The organism is Parabacteroides sp. AD58 (assembly GCF_023744375.2).
Lineage (GTDB): Bacteria > Bacteroidota > Bacteroidia > Bacteroidales > Tannerellaceae > Parabacteroides > Parabacteroides absconsus.
This window is the reverse complement of the sequence record NZ_CP146284.1, coordinates 2,056,629-2,083,024: the sequence shown is the minus strand read 5'-3', so window position 1 is coordinate 2,083,024 and position 26,396 is coordinate 2,056,629. Positions and strand designations below refer to the sequence as shown.

Annotated in this window: 17 protein-coding genes and 1 riboswitch; of the genes, 9 read left to right on the top strand and 8 right to left on the bottom strand. The window is 41.5% G+C overall.

Features of this window, described 5'->3' with window-relative positions:
* Positions 1 to 45 precede the first annotated feature (45 nt).
* The 4 genes from NEE14_RS09050 (at position 46) to NEE14_RS09035 (ending at position 5,627) form a co-directional block, all read left to right on the top strand.
* Complete coding sequence (locus NEE14_RS09050; RefSeq protein ID WP_422394645.1) at positions 46 to 2,388, top strand: GH92 family glycosyl hydrolase; 2,343 nt, start codon at positions 46 to 48, stop codon at positions 2,386 to 2,388.
* Between the two features lie 42 nt (positions 2,389 to 2,430).
* Entirely contained in the window at positions 2,431 to 3,228 is a 798-nt protein-coding gene (locus tag NEE14_RS09045; RefSeq protein WP_251968411.1) for a basic secretory family protein, read from the top strand.
* A gap of 506 nt (positions 3,229 to 3,734) precedes the next feature.
* Positions 3,735 to 5,090: an MATE family efflux transporter gene (locus NEE14_RS09040; protein ID WP_422394644.1), complete on the top strand. Its 1,356-nt coding sequence runs from the start codon at positions 3,735 to 3,737 to the stop codon at positions 5,088 to 5,090.
* Positions 5,091 to 5,204: 114 nt separating this feature from the next.
* On the top strand, positions 5,205 to 5,627 hold the full coding sequence (locus NEE14_RS09035; RefSeq protein WP_251968412.1) for an META domain-containing protein: 423 nt from the start codon (positions 5,205 to 5,207) through the stop codon (positions 5,625 to 5,627).
* A gap of 84 nt (positions 5,628 to 5,711) precedes the next feature.
* On the opposite strand, the gene NEE14_RS09030 is transcribed toward NEE14_RS09035, so the two are convergent.
* Positions 5,712 to 6,905: an exo-beta-N-acetylmuramidase NamZ family protein gene (locus NEE14_RS09030; RefSeq protein ID WP_251968413.1), complete on the bottom strand. Its 1,194-nt coding sequence runs from the start codon at positions 6,903 to 6,905 to the stop codon at positions 5,712 to 5,714.
* 234 nt (positions 6,906 to 7,139) lie between these two features.
* On the opposite strand from NEE14_RS09030, the gene NEE14_RS09025 reads away from it, so the two are divergent.
* The 3 genes from NEE14_RS09025 (at position 7,140) to NEE14_RS09015 (ending at position 12,804) form a co-directional block, all read left to right on the top strand.
* Entirely contained in the window at positions 7,140 to 8,789 is a 1,650-nt protein-coding gene (locus tag NEE14_RS09025; protein WP_251968414.1) for a glycoside hydrolase, read from the top strand.
* Between the two features lie 98 nt (positions 8,790 to 8,887).
* A complete protein-coding gene (locus tag NEE14_RS09020) occupies positions 8,888 to 10,747 on the top strand; it encodes a glycoside hydrolase family 127 protein (RefSeq protein WP_251968415.1) in 1,860 nt (619 codons plus the stop codon).
* A gap of 17 nt (positions 10,748 to 10,764) precedes the next feature.
* The gene (locus tag NEE14_RS09015; protein ID WP_251968416.1) at positions 10,765 to 12,804 is read left to right on the top strand and encodes a beta-L-arabinofuranosidase domain-containing protein; all 2,040 of its coding nucleotides are present in this window, start codon (positions 10,765 to 10,767) and stop codon (positions 12,802 to 12,804) included.
* Positions 12,805 to 12,870: 66 nt separating this feature from the next.
* Here the strand turns inward: NEE14_RS09015 and NEE14_RS09010 are convergent, their stop codons facing one another.
* The 5 genes from NEE14_RS09010 to NEE14_RS08990 form a co-directional block, all read right to left on the bottom strand.
* Positions 12,871 to 13,599, bottom strand: coding sequence for a DUF6064 family protein (locus tag NEE14_RS09010; protein ID WP_251968417.1), 729 nt, complete (start codon positions 13,597 to 13,599; stop codon positions 12,871 to 12,873).
* A 6-nt stretch (positions 13,600 to 13,605) separates the two neighbouring features.
* Entirely contained in the window at positions 13,606 to 14,109 is a 504-nt protein-coding gene (locus tag NEE14_RS09005; RefSeq protein WP_251968418.1) for a threonine/serine exporter family protein, read from the bottom strand.
* Positions 14,106 to 14,873 carry a threonine/serine ThrE exporter family protein gene (locus NEE14_RS09000; RefSeq protein WP_251968419.1) on the bottom strand — a complete coding sequence of 256 codons (768 nt, stop codon included), beginning with the start codon at positions 14,871 to 14,873 and terminating at the stop codon, positions 14,106 to 14,108. Before NEE14_RS09000 ends, NEE14_RS09005 begins: the two co-directional genes overlap by 4 nt.
* A 180-nt stretch (positions 14,874 to 15,053) precedes the next feature.
* A riboswitch (cobalamin riboswitch) is annotated at positions 15,054 to 15,252 on the top strand.
* A 378-nt stretch (positions 15,253 to 15,630) separates the two neighbouring features.
* Positions 15,631 to 17,010, bottom strand: a complete 1,380-nt coding sequence (locus NEE14_RS08995; RefSeq protein WP_251968420.1) for an NAD(P)/FAD-dependent oxidoreductase — start codon at positions 17,008 to 17,010, stop codon at positions 15,631 to 15,633.
* Between the two features lie 218 nt (positions 17,011 to 17,228).
* Positions 17,229 to 19,307, bottom strand: a complete 2,079-nt coding sequence (locus NEE14_RS08990; protein WP_251968421.1) for a triple tyrosine motif-containing protein — start codon at positions 19,305 to 19,307, stop codon at positions 17,229 to 17,231.
* Positions 19,308 to 19,443: 136 nt separating this feature from the next.
* Between NEE14_RS08990 and NEE14_RS08985 the strand changes: the two genes are divergently transcribed.
* The gene (locus NEE14_RS08985; RefSeq protein ID WP_338578715.1) at positions 19,444 to 21,099 is read left to right on the top strand and encodes an IS1182 family transposase; all 1,656 of its coding nucleotides are present in this window, start codon (positions 19,444 to 19,446) and stop codon (positions 21,097 to 21,099) included.
* A gap of 98 nt (positions 21,100 to 21,197) precedes the next feature.
* Here NEE14_RS08985 and carB read toward each other — a convergent pair whose 3' ends face one another.
* A complete protein-coding gene (carB, locus tag NEE14_RS08980) occupies positions 21,198 to 24,416 on the bottom strand; it encodes a carbamoyl-phosphate synthase (glutamine-hydrolyzing) large subunit (protein ID WP_251968620.1) in 3,219 nt (1,072 codons plus the stop codon).
* A gap of 266 nt (positions 24,417 to 24,682) precedes the next feature.
* Positions 24,683 to 25,036, bottom strand: a complete 354-nt coding sequence (locus tag NEE14_RS08975; protein WP_251968619.1) for a DUF6565 domain-containing protein — start codon at positions 25,034 to 25,036, stop codon at positions 24,683 to 24,685.
* Between the two features lie 271 nt (positions 25,037 to 25,307).
* Between NEE14_RS08975 and trpS the strand changes: the two genes are divergently transcribed.
* On the top strand, positions 25,308 to 26,363 hold the full coding sequence (trpS, locus tag NEE14_RS08970; protein ID WP_251968618.1) for a tryptophan--tRNA ligase: 1,056 nt from the start codon (positions 25,308 to 25,310) through the stop codon (positions 26,361 to 26,363).
* Positions 26,364 to 26,396 lie beyond the last annotated feature (33 nt).

Sequence of the window (26,396 nt, the reverse complement as noted above, 5' to 3'; positions counted from 1 at the left end):
GCTTTTAATATTGCCGTCGAAACGATTTATAATTTCGTGAGCAATATGATGAGATATTCAAAATTGATTTATTCATTGATCGCTGCCGCTTGTTCTGTCGTGGCTGTCGCACAGTCGTCGGTCATTGAACGGGTGAATCCTATTATTGGAACGAACGGTATGGGACATACTTTCCCCGGAGCCTGTGTTCCTTTCGGATTGGTACAGTTAAGCCCGGATACGGATACGATTCCTCATAATGTGGATGGAAAATACCAGCCGCGTGCCTATGAATACTGTGCCGGATATCAATATAAAGACAGCAGTATTGTCGGTTTCAGCCATACTCATTTCAGTGGAACGGGACATTCGGATTTAGGCGATATCTTAATTATGCCTACAACCGGAGCATTGAAACTGAATCCGGGAACGGCAACTAATCCAGATGGTGGTTATCGTTCGCGTTATTCACACGATACCGAAGTTTCGAAGCCCGGATACTATGAAGTCCTGTTGAGTGATTATGGCATCAAGGCTCAGCTGACGACAACAAAACGGGTGGGAGTTCATAAATATACCTATCCGTCGCAGGCAAAAGAACAGCGTATTGTCCTGGACTTGATTCATGGAATTTATAATTATGACGGAAAAGTTCTTTGGGCCAGTTTGCGGGTAGAAAATGATACGTTACTGACCGGTTACCGGATTACGAACGGTTGGGCTCGCACCAATTATACCTATTTTGCTATCTCGTTCTCCAAACCCATTGTTCATTACGGTTGTGAAGAAAAGGCCAAGGTGAACTATCGGGGCGGTTATGGAAAATTCAATATGAAAGAGAATTTCCCGGATATAGGAGGCCGGAAGATCGTCGCTTATTTCGAATTCGATCCGAAAGTTTCTCAAGACTTGGAAGTAAAGGTCGCTTTGTCGGGAGTCAGTACGGCCGGTGCTTTGAAGAACTTACAGGCAGAGGCTGCTTCTGCCGACTTCGATGAATTGGCCAGCCGGGCTTCGGATACCTGGAACAAGGCACTTTCAGTGATCGAGGCAGATGGAAATGATGATCAGCTGGCTATGTTATATACTTCATTGTATCATACGATGATCAATCCGTGCGTCTATATGGATGTCGACGGTCAGTACCGTGGCATTGATCAGAATATCCATACGGCTGATGGCTTTACCAATTATACCGTTTTTTCTGTCTGGGATACTTATCGGGCTTTGCATCCGTTGTTCAATGTCATCAACCGGCAAGTCAATACGGATATTGCTAAGTCGATGCTGAAACATGCTGAACAGAGTGTGCATAAGATATTGCCTATCTGGAGCCACATGGCGAATGAAAACTGGTGTATGATCGGGTATCATTCCGTGTCGGTATTGGCTGATGCAATCGCCAAAGGGCTTCCGATTGACAAAGAAGAGGCTTTGGCTGCGATGATCAGCAGTTCTACGATACCTTATCTGGATGGAATCAAGGAATATATGGAGAAAGGTTATGTTCCGTTAGAGCGGAACGCCAGTGCGGGTTCGCTGACATTGGAATATGCTTACGACGACTGGACAATTTATCAGACAGCTCTTCGTGCCGGAAATCAGCAGGTGGCTGAAACATACAAGAAACGGGCTGCTAATTACAATCAGGTGTTTGATCCGTCAATCGGTTATGCCCGTCCGAAAATGAATGATGGTTCTTTCAAGAAAGACTTTAATCTGCTGAGTACGCACGGTGAAGGCTTTATCGAAGGAAATGCGTTGAACTATTCATTCTACGTGCCGCAGGATGTCAATGGTCTGATTCGGGATATGGGCGGTGAGAAATCATTCATTGCCAAGCTGGATTCTTTGTTTACGATGCATTTGCCGGAAGAGTTCTTTGCTCAGACAGAAGATGTCACCAAAGAAGGTCTGTTAGGCGGTTATGTACAGGGCAACGAACCGAGTCATCATATTCCGTTCCTCTATGCATGGACTTCCAATCCTTGGAAAACACAGTATTGGCAGCGTGAGATTATGAACAAGATGTACCGGAATAATATAGACGGATTATGCGGTAATGATGACTGCGGACAGATGTCTGCCTGGTATATTTTCTCGGCTTTAGGTTTTTATCCGGTTTGTCCGGGAACCGATCAGTACGTGTTGGGCGCTCCTTATCTGCCTTCTATCAAACTGAATCTGGAAAATGGAAAGACATTTGAAGTGAAGGCTCCGAAGGTGAGCGACAAGAACCGTTATGTCAAGTCGGTGAAGTTGAATGGTAAGCCGTATGCAAAAGGCTATATTACTCAGCAAGACATTATGGACGGTGGCGTTCTTGAATTCGAAATGAGTTCGAAACCGAACAAGAAGCGTTTGTTTACAGGCGACAATCAGCCGTATTCATTGACGCAGGCCGAATAAAATGTGATCATGCGTGTGTTGTTAATCTATAATATAAGGTAAATGAAGGGGCATTTTTTAATATCCTGTTTCTTTAGTTTGGCTTGTTGCTGTTGCTTCTCCTGTCGACCGGTTGAATCGGGGGAGACCAAAGAAGTAACTTCTGCAACTTGGGATGATTATGATGTCGGTCAGATTGATTTCCAGGTATTGTCGCCGGATACACGGGGTGCTGCGATTTATAAGGCAATTGTTCCGGATCCGAAAGCGTATATTACCGAACAGGCCCGTAAAGTTTTGGCTACATTGTACTTTTCGCCGGAAGACAGCATTCCGGATATCAAATGTATCCATTATAAGTTGCGTGAATATGATGGGATTTCGGCAAAAGACGGAGCACCACCAGCTATCACGATCGAATATAGTACGAAATGGATTGAGAAGAGCTTTGGCGAAGGCGATACCGCAAAGGTCGATTATGAGACACGAGGTGTTTTGTATCATGAGCTGACTCATGGGTTCCAGTTAGAGCCGCAGGGAATCGGAAGTTATGGAACCAATAAAACCTTTTGGGCGATGATTGAAGGGGTGGCTGATGCCGTCCGTTTGCTGAATGGTTGCTTTACTCCTGAGGATCGGCCTAAAGGCGGTCATTATATGGACGGTTATCGTACGACCGGTTTCTTTTTAGCTTGGTTGACCGAAAATAAAGATAAAGATTTTCTTCGTAAATTCAATCGGAGTACATTGGAGGTTGTTCCCTGGTCGTTCGAGGGTGGCATTCAGTATGCTTTGGGCAATGATCAGCATGTCGATGATCTTTGGAAAGAATATATGAAGGCGATGGGCGATGAAATTTAACACGGATTTTATGGCCTCATGCAGAAGCATTATGTGTAAGTAAATGATATAGAATAAGGAAAATCTGATAAAACCTGGCTATGGAGCAGTTGTGTTAATTATATATATAAATTAGTTGCGTGTTATTCATCCGGCTGTTTCTTTTCATGGTCTTTATGGCTTATGAAAAGGAACAGCTTTTTTATTGCTTCGGGTGAATGATATTCTTGCCTTTGTCCCGGATGATAGTTTCAAAAGAGCTTGTAGAAAGTTGCAAAGTTCGGCAAGAAAAAATTAGTTCACGTCGAGAATTACTTAGTTCCCGGCGTGAACTACTTAATCCACGTCGTGAACTAAGTAAACCACGCCGTGAACTAAAGAATTGCTGTCTGGATTTAAAAGTTTATCGGGAGACTTTTGACAGAAATCAACTAATGGTTTCCTAAAAGAGGAAATTAAGAATTACATGAACTTTGGCTGCCTGTCTCTTTGTATCTTTGCAGCTTGAACTCCAAACTGTTTTTTGCATGAAGATGAAACGCTTACAATATCCGAACGGATTACGAGGCAAGTTGTTGAAACTGACCGGTCCGATTTTCCTTGAAACCTTATTGATTCTGACATTGGGCGTAGTCGATACGTTGATGTTGAGTCATTATTCTGATAATGCGGTGGCGGCTGCCGGGGTTGTCAACCAGCTGTTGAACATGGTTTTCCTGTTGTTTAATGTGACAGCCGTTGGAACCTCTGTGATGTGTGCCTTGTATTTCGGGGCAAAAGATACCAAGAGTTTTACACAGGTAGTCGGTGTTTCTTTGCTTTTCAATTCAGTTATCGGGATTATCATCAGTTTGCTGCTGACTTTTGGCGGGAAACAGATGCTGGTCTGGATGGATATTCGTCCGAATCTGATGCCCATGGCTGTAACCTATATGCAGATTGTCGGTGGTTTCGGCTTCTTCCAGGCCATCAGCTTTACGGTTTCTGCAGTGTTGCGTGCGGCCAACAAGCCCAATTACGCCATGCAGGTGACATTCCTAATTAATATCTTCAATATCATTGGTAACTATTCATTGATTTACGGGCACTTCGGTTTCCCGGAAATGGGAATACAGGGCGCTGCCATCTCTACGTCTGTTTGTCGGGGATTGGGAATGCTCTTCCTGTTCTTCGTCTTGTTTAAGCGGTTGATTCACCGGATGCCATTGGCTTATTTCCGACCCTTCCCCTTCGATAAGCTTCGGGATGTCCTGAAAGTGGGAATGCCTTCGGCTGCCGAGCAGATTTCTTACGATGCGGCTCAGGTTTGCGTGGTCTATTTCATCAATATGTTAGGAAATGAAGTATTGACGGCCCGGGTTTATATCATGAACATTGTGATTATCGGTTATATATTCTCTTTAGCCATGGCCAGTGCGACTTCCGTTTGTACCGGTAATCTGGTAGGAGCCGGCAAGAAACAGGCGGCCTACATCTTAAGTTGGTATGCCTGGAGGCGCTCGTTGATGATCACCTTCGTTGCCAGTATGGGAGTTTACCTGTGTGGTCGTTTTCTGTTGGGATGTTTTACCGAGAATGAATCGATTATCGAGATAGCCATGAGCGCTCTGCTGATCGATGTATTCCTGGAACACGGACGGGCTACGGTACTGATGTTCCTTTTCTGCCTTCGTTCGGTAGGCGATGTCGTTGTTCCTGTCTTGATAGAAATTGTCTGCATGTGGGTTTTTGCCGTTTCATTCGGCTATTTCATGGGTATTGCTTTAGGATTAGGCCTTGCCGGCATTTGGGTTGGTTTGGCTTTGGATGAAAGTTCCCGCGGAGTTGTCCTGGCCCTTCGCTGGCGAACCCAGAAATGGAAGCAGCGGAATTTGATTCGATAAGCAAGGACTAAAATATTAATTAGAGTTAAATATAAGGAAGCGGGTGAACATCTGACCCGCTTTTCCCGTCTTTATAGGTGAATGAATTTTGATAACACAAATAGAAGAGAGATTATGAAAAAGTTTTTTATGTTTGCTTTGATGGTCCCGGCATTTATCGGATCATTGATTTCATGTTCAAATGCCAAAATGACGGCTCAACAGTTAGAAGGAAAATGGAATATTGTAGAAGTAAAAGGTGAAAAAGTAACAGCAGAAAATACTCCTTTCATGGAATTCGACATGAAAGAAAACAAACTGCACGGCAATGCAGGATGTAATATTTTCAATACATCGGTAACAGTAGATGAAAAGGATGCTTCAGCTCTTTCCATCGCTCAGGGAATGACTACGATGATGGCCTGCCCGGATATGGATACAGAGACAAAGATTCTGCAGTCTTTTGAATCAGTGAAAGGCGTAAAAGCCGGTGCAAACGCCAACGAAGCTCAGTTGGTGGATGGCGAAGGAAATGTGGTATTTCTGTTGAAGAAATAAATTAAGTTGACAAGTTGACGAGGAAACAAGTTGACAAGGCATGTTTTCATGTCTCCTCGTCAACTTGTTCTCTCGTTTCCTAATTTACTCGTTATAATCCGGATAAAGTAAATACTTTTTACGCATTTCTTTATAAGCCTTCAACTCCTCTTGCCAGGAAGCCTTTATTTCCTCTTCCGAAAGTCCGTCGATGATCTGCTGACGGAGCTTGTCAGTCCCAGCCAACAGGTCAAACCATTTGGCACGCGAGAAGAAAAAGTCGGCATTCTTTCCCGTCTTCTGGTAAAAGTCTATGACAAAACGCAGGGTCAAACCTCCTTCAAAAGGATATTCCTGTAAATTGATCCCGTAACAGAGCTTGTCTTTCTGCAACGGATTGGTATCGAAGCCCGGCAGTGAAACGGGAGTAAACGTATAGTCTCCATATTTCTTATCCGGATAACCGATCATCTGAAAAGGATGATAGGTTCCACGTCCAATACTGAACGGTGTCGCTTCGAAGAAGCAGAGTGACGGATAAAGCCGGATAGCCTGATCGTTGGGCAAATTGGGCGAAGGCTTGATCGGTAACCAGTACGGATCACCATGTTTCCAGTTCTCGATCTTGACAATATGCAGGTTGCAGGATTTCTTTCCGGTCTTCAACCAGCCTTCTTCGTTGATCATCCAGGCTAATTCACCAACTGTCAGGCCATGCAATAAAGGAATCGGATCCACTCCGACAAACGACTTGAATTTATCTTGCCGGATTGGTCCGTCTACAAAGTCATTCGGGTTCGGACGATCCAATACAATGAACTGTTTCTTGTTTTCAGCGCATGATTCCATCACATAATGCATCGTACTGATATATGTATAGAAACGGGTTCCTACATCCTGGATGTCAAAGACAACAACATCTATATCTTTCAGCTGCGAAGCCGTCGGACTTTTATGCTTCCCGTAAATCGAAACAATCGGAACACCTGTTTTGATGTCTTTACTGTCCTTAACTTTTTCGCCGGCATCAGCAGTTCCCCTGAAGCCATGCTCGGGCGCAAACACACATCTGACGTCAATTCCACGTTCAAGCAAGACGTCTAGTAAGTGTTGCTGCTGTTCGCCCAGGCAAGAAGTCTGATTAACCACTAGTCCGATCCGCTTGTCTTTCAGTAACCGAGTCACTACTTCAATCCGTTCAGCGCCGACTATTAATGGCTCATTATCGGTAGCCTGGCAGAAATTCTGTACATTGCAGAGCAGCAAGATTATACATATAAGTATTTGTAGCCTTGTCATATTATAATAAGTATGGTGTTATTACGAAGTCCGTTGTTATCTGTTATGGCAAAGATAACATCAACCGGTAACTTTACCTAATTTAAGACCGACAAAGTAAGTGCATCTTGAATTTATTTATAGGAAAAATTTTTTGAACCTGGATTTATTTTTACATTTGTTGGTGGATTTTTTTTATTTAAGTCATATTAAAATCAGAATCTATTACCAGGCTAATTGATAAGTTGTGTATTTATGAATAAGTATGTGTTATGTTTAATTATGTGGGGATTTTTCTGTTTTCCCTCTATGTGGGCGCAAAGCAAGTATTATGCGAATAGTCAAGTGTGGTTACAGAAGGCTGAAGCTTGTAAGTCTCCTCTTGTTTATAAAGACCATTATCCAATAAGAATTGTGAAGTCTATTAAAGACGAAAAGGCTTATCAAGGCTGGAGGATGGAAGATGCAGGAAACGTCTCTACTCTTTTTCATGAGTCTTTGAAGAAACACTCTGGAATAATTTTAGATTTTGGAGAACATCTGACAGGTTATTTTTCTTTTACATTAAAAATGCTACAGGAAAACATTGCAGCAGATGCTCCGGTTCGTCTGAAATTTACGTTTGCGGAGGTCCCGGCAGAATTAAACACTCCATTTGATCCATATCCTGGTAGTTTATCCAGGGCTTGGTTACAGGATGAGGTAATAACCTTGAACCAAGTACCGGTTCAGGCTCAGATTCCAAGAAGGGTCTCTTTCCGATATCTTAAAATAGATGTTTTGGGAGCTTCTTCATTTGACTTTACTTTTGATAAATTAGTGATGAAAGCTCAAAGTTCGGTACTCTTACAGCCTTCTGTTTTAGCGAATACGACTGATCCTTTGATCCAGAAGATCAATAATGTGGGATTGAGTACATTAAAAGAATGTATGCAGACGGTTTATGAAGATGGCCCGAAGCGCGATCGACGTTTATGGATAGGAGATCTTTACTTGGAAGCTTTGGCGAATGCTTGCTCTTTTAAGAATCATGATTTGACAAAACGTTGTCTGTATTTATTGGCAGCACTTTCTAATGATGAAGGACTTTTGCATGCAACAATCTTGGAAGAGCCGGAACCTCATCCACAATATGGTCAGTATTGTTTGGACTATGCGCTTATTTATAATGTAGCTTTGTTAGAATATGTCAAAACTACTAGAGATTTGGCGACTGGCAATGATTTATGGCCAGTAGTTGTACGTCAGATTGAGATGGCACTTCGGCAGTTTAGTCCTGATATGATATATGATATGCAAAAACCCCCTTTGTATTGGCTGGTGTTTGATTGGAAAGATGGATATGACAGACAAGCTTCTATGCAAGGACTGACGATTTGGTCTATTCAGAATAGTTATGAATTAGCAAAATTGTTAGGAAAAGAGAAAGATGTTTCTTCATGGTTAGTTCTAATAAAGAAAATGAAAAAAGCAGCTCGGGCATGTTTTTATAATAAAAAGACTGGTCTGGTAGAAAGTGGAGCGGAAAGGCAAATTTCATATTTATCACAAGTTTGGATGATCTTGTCTGAAACTCTTACTCAGAAAGAAGGTAGGAGAGCCTTGAGCTCGGTTATGGCTATGTCTGAAGCTTGTTATCCAGGATCTCCTTACGCATATCATTATGTATTAGAAGCTCTGTTGAAATGTAATATGAATAAGGAGGCAAGGGAGCTGTTGATAAATTATTGGGGAAATATGGTAGAGAAAGGCGCTGATACATTTTGGGAAGTCTTTGATCCTAAGGATGATTTTATATCACCTTATAATTTTTATCCAATTAACAGTTATTGTCATGCATGGAGTAGTACTCCTGTGTATTTTATTAATAAGTATCCGGACGTTTTCCAGTCTGGTTTAAAATAAGTTCTCGACGGGCTTAAAACAATAAGGATGGAAGAAAGGACATTTTGCGTTATTTCTCTTATCTTTGTAAGATAATCATATTGCTTAAATCAAACATCATGAAAAATCTTATCATTGTGTCAGCGGCTTGTTTGGCTTTGGTGGGCTGTACAGGAACGAAAGAAGCGCAAAAAGAAGATGCGCCATTAAAGAAAATCAGTCAAGTGGACTTTTCGCATGTGAAAATAGAGGATGGGTTTTGGTCTCCTCGGCTGAGTAAACATATAACGGCTACGTTGCCGGTTTGTATTGATCAGATTGAGAATCAGACAGGGCGTATCCGTAATTTTGAGAATGCAGCGAAAGGAGAAGGGGAACATTCGGGTATTTTCTTCGACGATTCGGATGTATACAAAGCGTTGGAGGGTATCGCTTATAGCTTGATTAACAATCCGAATCCGGAATTGGAAAAGAAAGCGGATGAATGGATAGACAAAATGGCAGCGGCTCAGCAACCGGATGGATATATCAACACATATTATACGTTGACGGGCTTGGATAAGCGCTGGACGAATATGGATATGCATGAAATGTATTGTGCTGGTCACATGATGGAGGCAGCTGTCGCTTATTATCAGGCTACGGGAAAAAGGAAGTTGCTGGATGTGAGTATCCGAATGGCTGATCATATGATGAGTGTTTTTGGTCCGGGAAAACGGCATTGGGTACCAGGACATGAAGAAATTGAACTGGCTTTGGTGAAGTTATATCAGACAACAGGAGAAGTGAAATATCTGGACTTTGCCAACTGGTTGCTGGAAGAAAGAGGCCATGGTTATGGAAGTAAAGGAGATGGTGGAGACTGGAATCCTGAATATTATCAGGATGTAGTGCCGGTGCGGGATTTGGAAAGTATCTCTGGGCATGCAGTCCGTTGTATGTATCTGTATTGTGGTATGGCAGATGTAGCTGCTTTGAAGCAGGATACAGGTTATGTAGAGGCGATGAACCGTTTATGGGATGATGTCGTATTGCGGAATATGTACGTTACTGGCGGTATCGGATCTTCTCGTCATAATGAAGGTTTTACTGAAGATTATGATTTACCGAATCTGGACGCTTATTGTGAAACATGTGCTTCTGTGGGTATGGTGTATTGGAACCAGCGCATGAATCAGTTTACGGGTGATTCCAAATATGTGGATGTACTGGAACGTTCGATGTATAATGGCGCTTTGGCTGGTGTTTCATTGAGTGGCGACCGTTTCTTCTATGTGAATCCGTTGGAGTCGAAAGGCGATCATCATCGGCAGGCTTGGTATGGATGTGCCTGCTGTCCGAGTCAGATTTCCCGTTTCTTACCTTCTATCGGAAATTATATTTATGGTGTTTCCAACGACGCTTTGTGGGTGAATTTGTTCATTGGTAATACGACGAAGGTGAAAGTGAGTGATCAGGATGTGACGATCCAGCAGAAGACTAATTATCCGTGGGATGGAAAAGTCGAGCTGAAGGTATCAGCTGCACAGGCATTGGATAAAGAACTGCGTATCCGTATTCCGGGTTGGTGTAAAGATTATCAGTTGTCTGTAAAAGGTCAGGTTGTAAAACCTTCGGTAGATAAAGGCTATGCGGTGATTAAGGATTGGAAACCGGGTGATGTGATTTCTTTGGAAATGGAAATGCCAGTAGAGAAGGTCGCTGCTGATCCACGTGTAAAGCAAGATGTTGGTAAGCGAGCTATTCAGCGTGGACCATTAGTTTACTGTTTGGAAGAAGTAGATAATCAGAAGAATTTTGATCAGTTACAATTAGAAGCTGGAACCACTTTCGAAGTGGTAGATGCTCCGGAACTGCTGGGTGGTGTTAAACTGATTAAGGCTCAATCAGGGAAACAACAGATGACTTTTATTCCGTATTATGCATGGGATAATAGAGAGGCAGGTAAAATGAAAGTGTGGATTGACTATCAGGAATAATATTACTGGATTTAACCATGAAGAAAAGAATGACATTATTGGCAGCTTCTCTGGCGGTGTTTGCCTGTTCTTCGGTACAGGCTGAGGAAATAGGTTTCTCTGGAAACTACCAGAATAATCGTCAGCCTTTGCTGCAGAAAGAATATATAGAGTTGCCTTTGGGGACAATCCGGGCGGAAGGCTGGATGGAAGATCAGTTACTTCGGATGAAGAATGGTATGACAGGACATCTCGACCAAGTCTATGAACAGGTAATGGGCAAGCGTAATGGCTGGCTTGGCGGCGATGGTGATGTTTGGGAACGAGGACCGTATTGGATTGACGGTTTGTTGCCTTTGGCTTATATTTTGGATGATGAAGAACTGAAGAAGAAAGTACAACCATGGATTGAATGGTCGTTGGCTTCACAAAAGGAAGACGGATATTTTGGTCCGGATACCGATCGCTCGTACGAACCCGGCTTACAGCGGGATAATGCACACGATTGGTGGCCCAAGATGGTAATGCTGAAAATTATGCAACAGTATTATTCGGCTACTGGAGATAAACGGGTAATTCAGTTACTGACTAATTACTTTAAGTACCAGCTGAAGACTTTACCGGAAAGTCCATTAGGGCATTGGACCTTTTGGGGAGAACAACGCGGTGGTGATAATTTGATGGTGGTGTATTGGTTATATAATATTACCGGTGAAAAGTTCCTGTTAGAGTTAGGAGAGCTGATTCATAAGCAGACTTTTAATTGGACGGATATCTTTCTGCACCAGGATCATTTGAGTCGGCAGCTAAGTCTGCATTGTGTGAATTTGGGACAGGGCTTTAAAGAGCCGGTTGTATATTATCAGCAGAATAAGGATCCGCAGCAGGTTATGGCTGTAAAACAGGCCGTGAAACAGATCCGTAATACGATCGGATTACCGACAGGTTTGTGGGGTGGCGATGAATTGCTTCGTTTTGGCAAGCCGACAGCCGGTTCGGAGTTGTGTACGGCTGTTGAGATGATGTTTTCCTTGGAAGAAATGTTGGAAATAACGGGAGATGTTGAATGGGCCGATTATTTGGAGCGAGTAACTTATAATGTATTGCCAACGCAGATTACCGATGATTATTCGGCCCGTCAGTATTATCAGCAGTTTAATCAGGTAAATGTGACGCGTGATTATCGGGAGTTCTCAACACCACATGAAGATACGGATATTCTCTTTGGAGTATTGACAGGTTATCCTTGCTGTACATCTAATTTACATCAGGGCTGGCCTAAGTTTGTACAGAATTTATGGTATGCAACAGCCGATAATGGTATCGCAGCTTTAGTTTATGGCCCGTCTCAAGTTACGGCAAAAGTGGCAGACGGTGTAGGAGTGAGGATTCAGGAAGAAACGGCCTATCCGTTTGATGAGGCTATTCATTTCCGGGTATCATTTACAGATAAATCGGTGAAAGAGGCTTTCTTCCCCTTCCATTTCCGTGTGCCTGGTTGGTGTCAGCGACCGGTAGTTAAATTGAATGGTAAAGTCATTGATGTGGATTTGTTTCCGGGAGAAGTTGCTCGGGTAAACCGGACTTGGAAAGCCGGCGATTGCCTGACTTTGGAATTGCCGATGGAAGTGGCTGTCAGCCGTTGGTATGATGGTGGCGCTGTGGTAGAACGCGGTCCATTGTTATACGCATTGAAGATGCAGGAGAAATGGGAAAAGAAATCATTTGAGGCCGATAAAGTGGTAACTTATGGTCCTTGGTATTATGAGGTGACGTCAGATACACCTTGGAATTATGCGTTGTCTGAAGCTTCATTTGCTCCTGAACGGATTCAGCAAAGTTTCATTGTCGAGAAACGTCCGTCGATAACCGGTTATCCATGGAATGTGGAGAATGCTCCGATTTCGATCAAGACTCAAGCCAAACGGGTTAAGAATTGGACATTAGTACGTGGCTCGGCAGGACCTGTCGCTTATTATACGCAGATTGAAAATGATACGGAAGGAGAAGAAACTATCGAACTGATTCCGTATGGTTGTACGACCTTGCGTATTGCAGAATTCCCGGTTCGATGGTAATTCCATTTAGATGAAGGTATAAGCAAGAAAAGGAGTCTCGAAATGATTTCGAAACTTCTTTTCTTGTTAAATATGAAGAAACAGCGTTTTCACTAGTGTGACCAACAGGATCAGACCGATTCCGCTACAGAAGAGAATCAATAAATTCTTTACTGTTTGTCGTGAAGGTTTTGTCTCTTGATGGGTATAATTGGCATAATATTCTTTGAAGAAGCAATAAAGAGCGGGTACGGAAGCACTTGAAAGTAAAAAGTCTTCTGGGATATTGAAATAATAGGTTTTTGTCAATCCTATTATCGACCAGTGAGTCAGGCATAGAATCAGGAAAAGATTGATTTTCTCTGAGAAAAGTAGCATGATTCCCAGTGTGAAGACTACTACAGAACAAGGCATAACTGGTGACGTTATCATAGGAAACGAAAGTCCGCGTAATAAAGAAATAACCGGGTATATGAATGGCATGGCGAGTAAAAGATACGCCAGTTTATCATACTTATGTGTACGATTAAAGGTTGTATAGCCTGTTTTTAAATCCCAGATCCAGACAAGTGCCAGCAAGGCCCAAATCAATGCCATGACGCCACTATAGGCACGTATGCCACAATCAAAATAGTAATAAGCAATGGATATCCACAAATAAACACCGGCAAAATATAATTTCATACTGTATTTTACCCAAGTACGTGGATGATAAAAGAGCAAGATGCTTAAAATAATTCCAATCCCAACGATGATTAGTTGGTATATCCAGCTCCAGCTGTTATAATGTGCTATGGTTTGCCAAAATATTTCCATATATTGTTATTCCTCCTCTCCTGGTTTGCGTCGGGTTAAAGAAAAAGCTCTTTTCGAGAATAAAAAGTGGGGTAAGGTAGCTCCTGCAGCTAATAATGAAATTACAGTTGTTGTAACGATGGTATTCGAGAAGAACATGCTCATGTATTTCATCTTTTCTTGAGGATCGTCCATGGTTTGTAAGAACATGATTAAAGAAAAGATCATATTGTAAGCAAATTTCCCAGGTACCATCGGTAACAATGCTGGGATATAAAGTACTGTCATCGGACAAAATACTTTTTTCCCTAACCAAAGACTTCCAAAACCGATGACTAAAGAGCCTAAAAGGGAAGATGTTGCAATATCCCATCCTAAATAAGTCATCAGGCAGAAACGGCAGGCATGACCTACGGCTGCTAAAATAGCAATGTAGCGAAATGAACGCAAAGGAGGATCAGAGATAGCTCCAAATCCAACTCCAGCAACGGCAGCGAAAAGACCATCAAGTAGAATATCCACGAGTATCATAGTAAACTGTTTTTAACCAACATTAAAGTGAATGACATGCCGATGGCAATACATATAATTAATAGAAATGCACTGATCAAACGTGAACAGCCAATAATAGTTTCACCTTCTACTATGTCTATAATTCCGTTAATTAAAGGAACTCCAGGGATTAGGTATAGAACACTGGTTGCCAAGGCAATTTCTGATGTTGTATCAAAAATTAAAGAGGTAGAAGCACATAGAGAAGCTACAAACGAACTGACTGCAAAAACTACATAGTGATTGATATGATTAGCCTGCATACGTTGGCGGAGGAACATGCCTGTAATTGTTGCAGACAAGACAATCCCCATTGATAACCAGTCGCCTCCAAATAGTCTGCAAAAAGATGCATTGGCTAATCCGACCAAAATTAAAACGAACATAGGATCCATCTTTGGAGCAGATACAATTTCGTCATATTTGCGGCGAACTTCTTCTAAAGGTAGATGGCGATCGTATGTTTCCCAACTTAAGGCACTTAGTTCTGCATTGTGTTCAAAACTGATGGGTAATGCTGGGATGTCAACTACTTCACTATATGTTTCTCCCGTTTCATTGTGCGTGGCAGAAATCACGATTGTCTTTTGTGAAATATTTAATTTAATATCGGTATTGAACGCTTTGCCAATGCGTTTAGAGCTGCGTTTCACACGCGATGTATGAACTCCACACCCCATCATGTGTGCTGCATATTCGGCGATGAACTTTGCTACAGACAACAGAGATTCATTTCTTTCCATAAAATATATTGTAATAGATGATAACCTAAAGCCGTTAATATTTCCTTCAAAGAAAAATCTTCGTATAAAACGGGTGCAAAGGTACAAAAAACTCTGTAACAATGAGTAGAAACACTCAGTTTTCAATCATTAGAAGAAAAAATAAGCCAAAGAAGTTGTATACTATTTAATTCTTTCTATCTTTGTAATGAAATAATCGGTTCCGTGGTAAATCCTTCATTTACTCGGATTAAAAGGGAATCAGGTGTGAGTCCTGAACAGTCCCGCTGCTGTGAAGCTCCGATATACATCTTGAAATACCTCGTTGCCACTGGTTTTTAGCCGGGAAGGCTTCAAGATGGGAGTCAGTCAGAAGACCTGCCGTTACTCTTTATTACTGTTTTAACTCGTGGGATTAGTAAAACAGTGTAGTATATATTCTTTGCATATAAATGCTTCTTCGGCAAAAGACTGTCCTTTTGGCGAAAGTAAATATATCTGTTTCAGGTAAGCTTCTTATGAGGCATTATCTGCAGTAGAAATTAGTAAGACCTATATTAGTTGTTAGTAATGTTTTTCTTTTTAAGCTAAGCGCTGAGGAGCCTTCGTCGAAGTGATTCGCCGGAGGCTTTTTATTTATGTATAAGTTTAGATAGTAGAATCATTATTCTCAACTAAAAACAAAGAAACCCGGTTTGTCTTCACAGATAACCGGGTTCTTTAGTCATTGTGTAAATAGTTTAGCATTTATATATAGGGAGTGTGTGTATAAAGCAATTTAAGCGTAGCCTTTCAGCATTCCATAGAAATACAGAGGCTTTAGTACATATACTTTAAGTAACCATGCAGCCCATTGTTCTTTCGACATATCCAACATCGAGAATGGAAATGATATCTGCGGATTCTTGTCATAATCAAATTCGCACAGCAATACATGTCCATAATCTGTTACAATCGGGCAAGCTGCATAGCCGTTGTATTTTTCTGTTGGTTCTTTTCCTTCCATTAGAGCAATCAGGTTCTTGGCTGCAATTGGTACTTGTACACGTGTAGCAGCCGAAGTCTTGCTTGTTGGCGTTCCTGCAACATCACCTACTGCGATGATATTCGGATATTTCTGATGAACCAATGTCTCTTTATCAACCATTGCCCAGCCATCAGCCGCCAAGTTTCCGTCAGGGAAACCTAATCCTGCTTCTTTTACAAAGTCAGGAGCTGACATAGGTGGAAGAAAATGCAGAAAATCGTAATCTTCAACAAATGGAGTTACTTTCTTTTCTCCGTCAATGGTTTCTATTCTTTCGAAATGTACCTGCTTCGCCGCTGTGTCTATTCCTTTAACACGCGTATTTGTTTGAATCGGTATATTTCGTTCTTTGTATATTTCAATCAGACGCGGTGTAAAATAAGGTACATCATAAAGAGCCTTTTCTGCTGTAAAGTAGTCCAGCTGAATATGATCTCGCTGGTTATGCTTTCTTGCGTAATGTTCTGTCAGCAGACAGATCTTTTTAGGTGCGCCTCCACACTTATGTTTTGTATATGTGTCCGTGTAAATACCACGTCCTCCTTTTGCCGTAAACTCTTGTAATGCTTTCCAAGTTTTTTGAGCTCCTTGAAAGTCGTAAATGCAATGCGCATTACCAACTCCCAACTGGTCATAGCTGAAACCTTCTACTTTGTCCCAGTTTAATTGAATACCTGGAGCCAATACTAAGAAGTCATAAGGAATTTTTCCGTTTTTCGCTGTCGTAACTTGATTCCATACAGGATCAACTGCGATGACTGCATCTTTTACCCAGTTGATTCCGCTCGGCATACAGTCTTCTTGTTTCTTCCATACATCCTCAGGTTTATATACGCCTGAAGCAATCAAGGTAAAACCAGGTTGATAGAACTGTCGGTCGCTCGGGTCTATCAATGTGATATTCGGCTCGTCTAACCATCTCTTGAGTCGGGCAGCCATACTGATGCCAGCAGCTCCACCTCCAACAATAACGATTTTCCCTTTAGCTTTACTTGAAAAAGCCTTTGCGTGCTGCGTGTCGATTAATGAAAATAATCCAGCAGCTGCCATTATCTTGAAGAACTTTCTTCGATTGATACCTTTTTTCTCGAAGAGTTCTATTTGTTTCCGAATAATTGTTGATTCATCCATGCTCAATGTTCTCCTTATTTATTAGTTTAAGATTTGCTGCAAAGGAACCAGATTTCTCGGTTTTGTACAAATAAATGACTACAACATGGATTGCGCAGGAAGAAAAATGAGAAATGATGTATTCATCATTACTTTCTCATATATTATTAATATATTATAAATCAGAGGTTTTTATATGTGTATAATATAGATTAATATTTTCTTGAGAAAATGCTAATTCATAGTTTTAGCAAGAACTCAACTAGGTTAATATCGTTGTTTAACTCGAGTCTTTTTCGTAATCTATAGCGGCGGAGTTCTACGGCGCGGACAGAAATATTCAGCAACGAGGCAATTTCTTTTGTCGACAAGTTCATCCGTAGCAGACAACATATCCGAAGGTCTCCGGGAGTCAAGTCCGGATACTTCTGCTGTAAACGGTTGATGAAGTTCTGATGTGCGCTGTTAAAATAAGAATCGAATAATAACCAGTCTTCTTGGTCATTCAGGGCGTCTTCCATTAGTGCCCGAAGTTTATTGTACAGTTTATTCGGATAGCGATCTCCCAAACTTTCCTTTTGTTGGTTCAGTTCGTCCAAAAATGTCTGAATGGCCTTGTTCCGTCGGACAAGTGCTGATGTTTGCAGGGTAAGTTCATTGTTCTTGTTTTGCAATTCGGTTTCCAGCATTTGATTTTTCATTTGTTCTACCCGCTGCTGTTCTTGTTCTTCTTCACGTTGCTTTTGGATCAGTTCTTCCCGTTTGAGCTTTTTTAGGTGATAGTGGAGAACAAGCTGTATAATGATCCAAATGAGGATGACATATATACAATAGGCCCATACCGTGTTGTACCAGGCTGGCAGTACTTTTATTTGTAGCATTATTTCCGGGAAAGGACCTTTGGTTACGTATTTGCGGATGTGAAGTGTGTAAGTCCCTTCCGGTAATTGCGAGAACGCAATTTTTCCGTCTTTTTGCCATTCGGACCAATCAGTAGAGATTCCTTCCAGCAAGTAGGAAAATTGGTGATTGGGTGTAAATACAGTAGTTGAAACAAATAAATTGACTTCCTGAAACCGATGCGGCAATGTGATTTCCTGGGTATCGGGATATAAATAATGTATACCGTGTGAGTCGCTGTATCGGATTGAATGAAACATTGGCATTGTCAGTTGCATATTTTGCTTCATGATTTGTCGGATGTCGACTAATAGAGTTCCCTGCATGGCCGAAACTACATACATCGAGTCGTTTAATATGAAGAAATGCGGACTTCGTGTTGTCAGATTCATCTGATAGTTGTCAAAAAGAATACGGCATTTCTGAGTTGTCGTATTGAATTCATTTTGGAATAGTGCGGCTTCGTTCCCTTTTACGATCCAATACATGTTTTCGGGTAATGGATATATGTATTGGGCTTTATTAAAATAGCCAAGAGCTTCCGGTTCGTAGAATAAATTCTCTACTGGCTGTGTAATAATTGAGGGTTGTTTGTCCAAATGAGGTAAAGCCTCTTTTTCTGATATCGGAGTGAAGGAATATTGTGTTCCTAACTCCTTACGGAAATATCCTAAGTTTGTCTTTATATATAAGAAATCTTCATTACTGCCTACTTGTTCTAACTTTCCGATCTGGCTTCGTGTGCCCAAGCGGCTTACGGGTGGATTGATGTTTACTTGCGTTATTCCATTGTCCAGAGCCAGCCATATCTGGTCTATATCTTGTACGCAAATATCGTGAATCATATTATCCTGGAGCGAATTACTCATACTCAGATGATGGAGTACTTGCCCAGCCGAATCTGTAACAAACAGTCCATTGGACGAAGAAACAAATTTATATGTATTCGTTCCCGCGTATATTTGAGGTCCGGCCTTTTCAATCTCGTCTGGTACAGGAAAAGGCTGGAGCTGTCTGAAATCATGAAAAATGGAGTCCGGTAGGTTTTCTGATATAGGAGTGTATTCCATGATCATTTCTTTATTGTAAAGCCAGAAACCATTGGTTTTTTCTCCCCGGCTGTATAAGGTGTCATTCCGCATTCCTATTTGGAACAAGGCTTCCTGATCTTTTGTCTGATATAAATGCCAGGTGTTTCCGTCGAACTCAAGCAGTCCGGAATTATTGGCCACATATAAGGTCCCTTCTGCTGAAACGTATACATCCCAATTCTGACAGCTGGCATGATAATCATTGATCGTATAGTTTTGTACTAAAACATATGGATTTTCAAAAGCATTTTTAGCTTGGGTAGAGAAACAGATTATTCCAGTTAACAGAATATATAACAGAAGTTGATATGTATGGTGTTGTTTCATGTGGCAAATATATAAAATAAAAGAAGGTGTGTCAAAAAGCACACCTTCTTTTTTAGCACAAAGCCCCGACTTTCACAAGCTGGGGCTTTGTTATTACCTAAAGATTTTGTATCTTTAAGCATAAAGATTTACACATATGACAAAGATACATTTTCGTCCATACACTCCCAACCAAACGGTACTTTTTCCGCAAAGAATCGATGAAGATATTGCAGAAAACGATCCTGTACGCATGGTTGACGCTTTGGTTGAAAGCCTGAATCTTGAAGGTTTCAGGAAGTTATACAAAGAATACGGCCGTAGTCCTTACCATCCCAAGATGATGCTAAAGGTTATCTTGTATGCCTATATGAACAATATATACTCCTGCCGGAAAATAGAAAAGCATCTTCGTCGTGATATCCATTACATATGGTTAGCCGGTTATGAGAAACCGGACTTCATTACTATCAACCGTTTCCGTAACCGGGTGAAGAAGGAAATTAACGAAGTGTTTACCCAAACCGTACTTCTGCTTTCATCCAAAGGTTTCATCAGTCTGAATGTGGAATATATTGACGGAACAAAGATTGAGTCCAAGGCCAACAAATATACTTTTGTATGGCGGAAGAGCGTTGAGCGAAACCGTGAACGACTGATGAAGAAAATCAGTGTTTTGTTAAGCCAAATAGATGACGTCATCGCTCAGGAAAAAGCTTCGGAAAACAACGAGGAAATTGAGTTTTCCCCTTCCATGCTGACAGAAATGGCAGGAGAATTACGCAATGCCCTTGAACAGGCTTCAGAACCATCCACGAAAGAGCAGAAATCTGCACTGAGAAAGAAACGCAGGCAGCTGAAAGAACTGGAAGCACATAGAGATAAGCTTCAGGAATACAATAACCATCTGGACAATCTTCAGGACCGCAACTCTTATTCCAAGACAGACAAAGAGGCCACCTTTATGAGAATGAAGGAGGATGCCATGCGCAACGGTCAGACAAAACCCGGATATAATCTTCAGATTGCTACGGAAAATCAATTCATTATCGATTATTCTCTTTTCCCGAATCCGACTGACACCTTGACGATGATTCCCTTCCTGAAGTCCTTTGCCGACAGATACGGCCAGTTGGCTCATACGGTGGTTGCTGATTCCGGTTACGGATCAGAAGAGAATTACCACTTTATGTCGGAAAACGGGATGGAAGCATACGTCAAATACAATTATTTCCACATGGAGCAGCGGCCAAGATTTAAACCGAATCCTTTTAAAGCCGAAAACTTTTTCTACAATGAAGAACAGGATTACTGTGTCTGTCCAATGGGACAAAAGATGCAGAGGGCAGGCACCAGGCATACGAAAACCGAATCCGGATATGTAGTCGAATATGCCAGGTATAGGGCTGTCAGATGCGAAGGATGTCCGTTAAGATGTCTGTGTTTTAAAGCTAAAGGAAACAGGACGATAGAACTGAATCACCGACTCTGGATATACAAACAGAAAGCCCGGGAACTTCTCTGTTCCGAAGAAGGGCTGAAACACAGAGGGCAAAGGTGCATAGAACCGGAAGCTGTATTTGGACAGATAAAATTCAACATGAACTACAAGCGCTTCCGTCATTTTGGAAAGGACAAGGTTCTCATGGACTTTTCCTTCCTGGCCATCGCCTTCAATATAAAAAAGATGTGTACCAAGATGAATAAAGAGGGTATAAATTGGCCAATTAAACACCTTTACGGCCTTATTACCGCTCATTTAAGCTATTGGGAACAAAATAATCGAGATTATCTTCAGAATATCGCTGCCTGAAAAAGTTAACTACGCTCTTATCGTTGATAAAGAAAAGAGGGTGAATCGCGTATTACGACACACCCTCTAGTTTGTCTGATTTTATAGTTTCGAAGGGCTTATTTATATTCTTGCCAACTCTTAATTTGGATGTCTTCCTCCTTCATTTCACAGAATGCATTGATAAAGGCACTTGCCAGGCGAGCATTGGTGATCAATGGTATGTTGTGATCAATTGCGGCACGACGGATCTTATATCCATTTGTCAATTCGCGTTTGCTGTGATCCTTCGGTATGTTGACAACCAGCTCGAAGATGTGTTTTGTAAACATCTCCATAATATTCAATTCTCCATGTTCATCAGGCCAGCATACTGCTGTTGCTTTAATGCCATTATCATTTAGGAATTTGGCAGTTCCTGCAGTTGCAAAGATCGTGTAACCTTTACTGTCGAGTACTCGGCAGGGTTCCAGTAAATCGACTTTACTTTTGGCTGCACCAGATGAAACTAAGATATTTTTCTTTGGAATACGGTTTCCTACGGCTATCATGGCTGAAAGCAGGGCTTCATTGAAGTCATCGCCCAGGCAGCCAACTTCTCCGGTTGAACTCATGTCAACGCCTAATACCGGATCGGCATTGTGCAGGCGGGCAAACGAGAACTGAGAGGCCTTTACTCCAATCCAGTCAATGTCAAATGCACTTTTGTCTGGTTTGGTATAATCTGCATCCAGCATGATACGTGTAGCTGTCTCGATGAAATTACGTTTCAGCACTTTAGAAACGAACGGGAAACTACGGGAGGCACGCAAGTTACATTCGATGACCTTAACGTAGTTGTTCTTAGCCAGGAATTGAATATTGAACGGTCCGCTGATATTCAGTTCCTTTGCAATTGTCTTTGCTACTTTCTTGATTCGACGGGCTGTTTCAAAGTAGATCTTCTGAGCCGGGAATACTAAAGTCGCGTCTCCTGAGTGGACACCTGCAAATTCAATATGTTCAGAAATGGCATACTCTACAACTTCTCCATTTTTAGCGACGGCATCGAATTCGATTTCTTTAGCTCCCTGCAGGAACTCTGATACGACAACCGGGTATTCTTTGGATACTTTGGCTGCCAGTCCTAAGAATTCGATCATTTGTTCTTTGTTGTGACAGACATTCATGGCTGCACCTGATAAGACATAAGACGGACGAATCAGAATCGGAAATCCGACCTTAGCGATGAAATCGTCAATTTCTTCCATACTGGTCAGCTCTGCCCAACGAGGCTGATCGATACCTAATGAATCAAGCATAGCAGAGAATTTATGACGATTTTCTGCCCGGTCGATTGATAAAGGTGATGTGCCTAAAATAGGAACATGCTGGCGATGCAGTTTCATGGCCAGGTTATTCGGAATTTGTCCGCCAACTGAAACAACTACTCCTTTAGGCATTTCCAGATCAATGATATCGAGAACACGTTCGTACGATAATTCATCGAAGTACAGACGGTCACACATATCATAATCGGTAGAAACTGTTTCCGGGTTATAATTGATCATGACAGCTTTGTAGCCTAATTTGCGTGCGGTTAAAGCCGTATTGACTGAACACCAGTCGAATTCAACGGAGGAGCCGATACGGTAAGCTCCTGAACCCAAGATAACAACATTCTTTTCTGTCGGGTAATATGGAATGTCGTGTGGCGTTCCGTCGTAAGTCATGTACAGGTAGTTGGTCAATTCCGGATTTTCAGAAGCGACTGTATTGATACGTTTTACCGTTGGCAAAATACCCAACTTCTTACGAAGGTTGCGGACCCGGATGTTTTCTTTTTCCATGTTGCCTGAAGGGTTTTCTACATAACGGGCAATTTGGAAATCAGAGAATCCTAATCGTTTGGCCTCTTTTAATACATCGGCCGGAAGATCTTCAATCTTGGTATATAATTTCAGAACCTGTGTGTAATCAACGATATTCTTTAATTTATTCAGGAACCACGGATTAATCTTGGTCAGTTCGTAGATACGGTCAACAGTATAGCCTTTTTCTAATGCCTGGGCCACAGCAAAGATTCTCAAATCTGTCGGATTGGCTAATTCATCGTCCAGGTTCTCAAATTCCAGACCGTTGTTCCCGACAAAGCCGTGCATGCCTTGTCCGATCATACGCAGACCTTTCTGCATGATTTCTTCGAAGCTTTTTCCGATCGACATGATTTCACCTACTGATTTCATGCTGGAACCGATCTGACGGCTTACTCCAACAAATTTTGTCAAGTCCCAACGCGGAATCTTTACGATCATATAATCTACTTCCGGAGCTTTATAGGCAGAATTGGGCGTACCCATTTCTCCAATTTCATCCAGACCGTAACCTAATGCCAATTTTGCTGCTACGAAGGCTAATGGATATCCGGAGGCTTTAGATGCCAAGGCAGAAGAACGGCTCAGACGGGCATTCACTTCAATTACACGATAATCGTGTGTATCTGAGTTGAAGGCATATTGAATATTACATTCCCCGACGATTCCTAAATGACGGATGGTTTGTCTTGACAAATCTTGTAACCAGGTCAATTCTTCCTCGTTCAGCGAACAGGTTGGAGCAACAACGATACTCTCGCCTGTATGTACACCCAGCGGATCGACGTTTTCCATACTTACTACCGTAAAGCAATGGTCATTCTTATCGCGGATCACTTCAAATTCTATTTCTTTCCAGCCTTTCAAGGATTCTTCTACCAGGATTTGAGGAGAGTAAGCAAATGCACTTTCAGCTAATTCGCGGAGTTCTGCTTCATTCTGGCAAATACCACTTCCCATACCGCCTAAAGCGTATGCTGAGCGGATCATGATCGGGTAACCAATCTTGTTGGCTGCCTGAATGGCATCCTCCATGTTTTCTACTGCCTGGCTGACCGGGGTTTTGATATCTATTTCTGTCAGTTTCTTTACAAACAGATCGCGGTCTTCCGTATACATAATAGCTTCAACGGAGGTCCCCAATACCTGTACTCCGTATTTAGCTAAAGTTCCGTTTGTATACAGCTCAGTACCGCAATTTAAGGCTGTCTGTCCGCCAAAAGCAAGTAAAATCCCATCCGGTTGTTCTTTTTTGATCACTTCTTCTACAAAATAAGGAGTAATAGGCAAGAAATAAACTTTGTCTGCTACTCCTTCTGACGTTTGGATGGTTGCAATATTCGGATTCAGCAATACTGTACTGATACCTTCTTCTCTCAGAGCCTTTAGTGCTTGAGATCCAGAATAGTCAAACTCGCCTGCCTGCCCGATTTTCAGAGCACCGGAACCCAGGACAATTACTTTTTTGACGTTGTTTTTTGACATAATGACTTCGTATTTATGAATGTTATTTATTTGAATTCGCTAATAGATATGGGGGAATGAATAGGTAAAAAAAATGCGCTGACAATTATTTGTCACCGCATAATCTTTATTTTAAAATGGAAATCAATGAACTGTTCCGACCAAAAGCCGGATATTACATATATATTCTCCATGTGTTTTTCAAGTCCCATACGATTGTTTTGTCTCTTGTTATCCCTTAATTGGGACAAAGATAAAAATACTTCCGATATATTTCAAGCTTATTCTTATTTTTCTTCCTCAAAAGCTTCTTTCGCTTTTTGAGCGGCTTCTTTCAAGTTTTCCAGAGAGTTTTTAATTCCTGCTTTTGCCTTCAATGCTGTATAAGTCGTTTGGCATTTGGCAATTTCGATCTTTTCTTCAGCAGTGAGTTCTTCGGCATATTTCTTATAGATGCTGCCTGTAAAATTGTCAAACTTTTTATCGGCTTTTTTCCAGTCTTTATCGGTGTATTTATCGGCATGATCTTCTACTTCTTGAACGAATTGGCTGAAATCCTGTATATACGATTCTTTATTTTCGCAAGATGCCAATGTCAGGATAGCAAATGCTGTTATAATAATCTTTCCTATTCTTTTCATACGATTGTTTTGTTAGATTAAACTTGCTTTTATTTCTGTTGAAGCAAATATAAGAATTAATTTCAGGATTTCCATGTGACTTGGAGATGATTTCACTGTATGAAATGAAAGAAACATCTGGTTTGTGCCGAAAGTGAAAATGTTTCTCGTGAGGATTAAAAATGTTTCTCGTTAGTTTCATGGTTGATTCTCGTATATTTCTCCGCCGATTATTTAATTAAATGTGTATCTTTGTCCGCAGTGATTAAAAATATAGAATAAAATTGTGAATATGGAAACAGTAGTTAGTGGTATTCGTCCGACCGGGAATCTCCATTTAGGAAATTATTTCGGAGCAGTAAAAGGGTTTCTGCAGATGCAGAATGAGTATAATTGCTTGTTTTTCATCGCAGATTGGCACTCTCTAACAACGCATCCGCATCCTGAAAATATCCGGAACAGCGTACGAACCATTTTATCCGAGTATCTGGCTTGTGGCATTGATCCGGAGAAAGCGACCATTTACGTGCAAAGTGATGTGCCGGAAGTTGTGGAGCTTTATCTGTATCTGAATATGAATGCTGGTATCGGTGAGCTGATGCGTACAGCCTCTTTTAAGGATAAGGCCCGTCAGCAACTGCATATTGACCGGGTGCATACGAGTGAGGGTGATGTTGAACGTGAGATTTTTAATGAAGGGAACAAACATAGTGTCAGTGCTGGTTTGTTGACATATCCGACATTGATGGCAGCCGATATTATTATTCACAAGGCCGTGAAGGTTCCGGTTGGAAAAGATCAGGAACAGAACATGGAGATGGCTCGTCGTTTTGCCCGTCGTTTCAATATGACTTATGGAGTTGATTTCTTCCCGGAACCCGCCTCTTTTTATTATTCACATAAAGCGGTAAAAGTTCCCGGATTGGATGGCTCAGGAAAAATGGGTAAGAGTGAAGGTAATGCCATTTATCTGATTGATGATGAAAAGACAATTAAGAAAAAGGTGATGAAGGCGGTTACTGATGCCGGACCAACAGAACCCAACAGCGTTAAGCCGGAACCGATTGCTAATCTGTTTACGATGATGGAGATTGTTTCCTCGAAAGATACTTATGATTATTTCAATGAGAAATATAACAACTGCGAGATTCGTTATGGCGATATGAAAAAGCAGTTGGCCGAGGACATCAATAATTTCTGTGCTCCGATCCGTGAACGTATTCTGGATATCCGTTCAAATGAAGAGTTTATGGCTAAGGTGGTTCGTCAGGGTGCTGAAAAAGCCCGCGAGAGCGCAGCAAAGACGTTGAATGAAGTACGTCAGATTATCGGTTTCAGACCGTATTGATTTTTACTTGCAGATAACGGGTTGATAAGGATC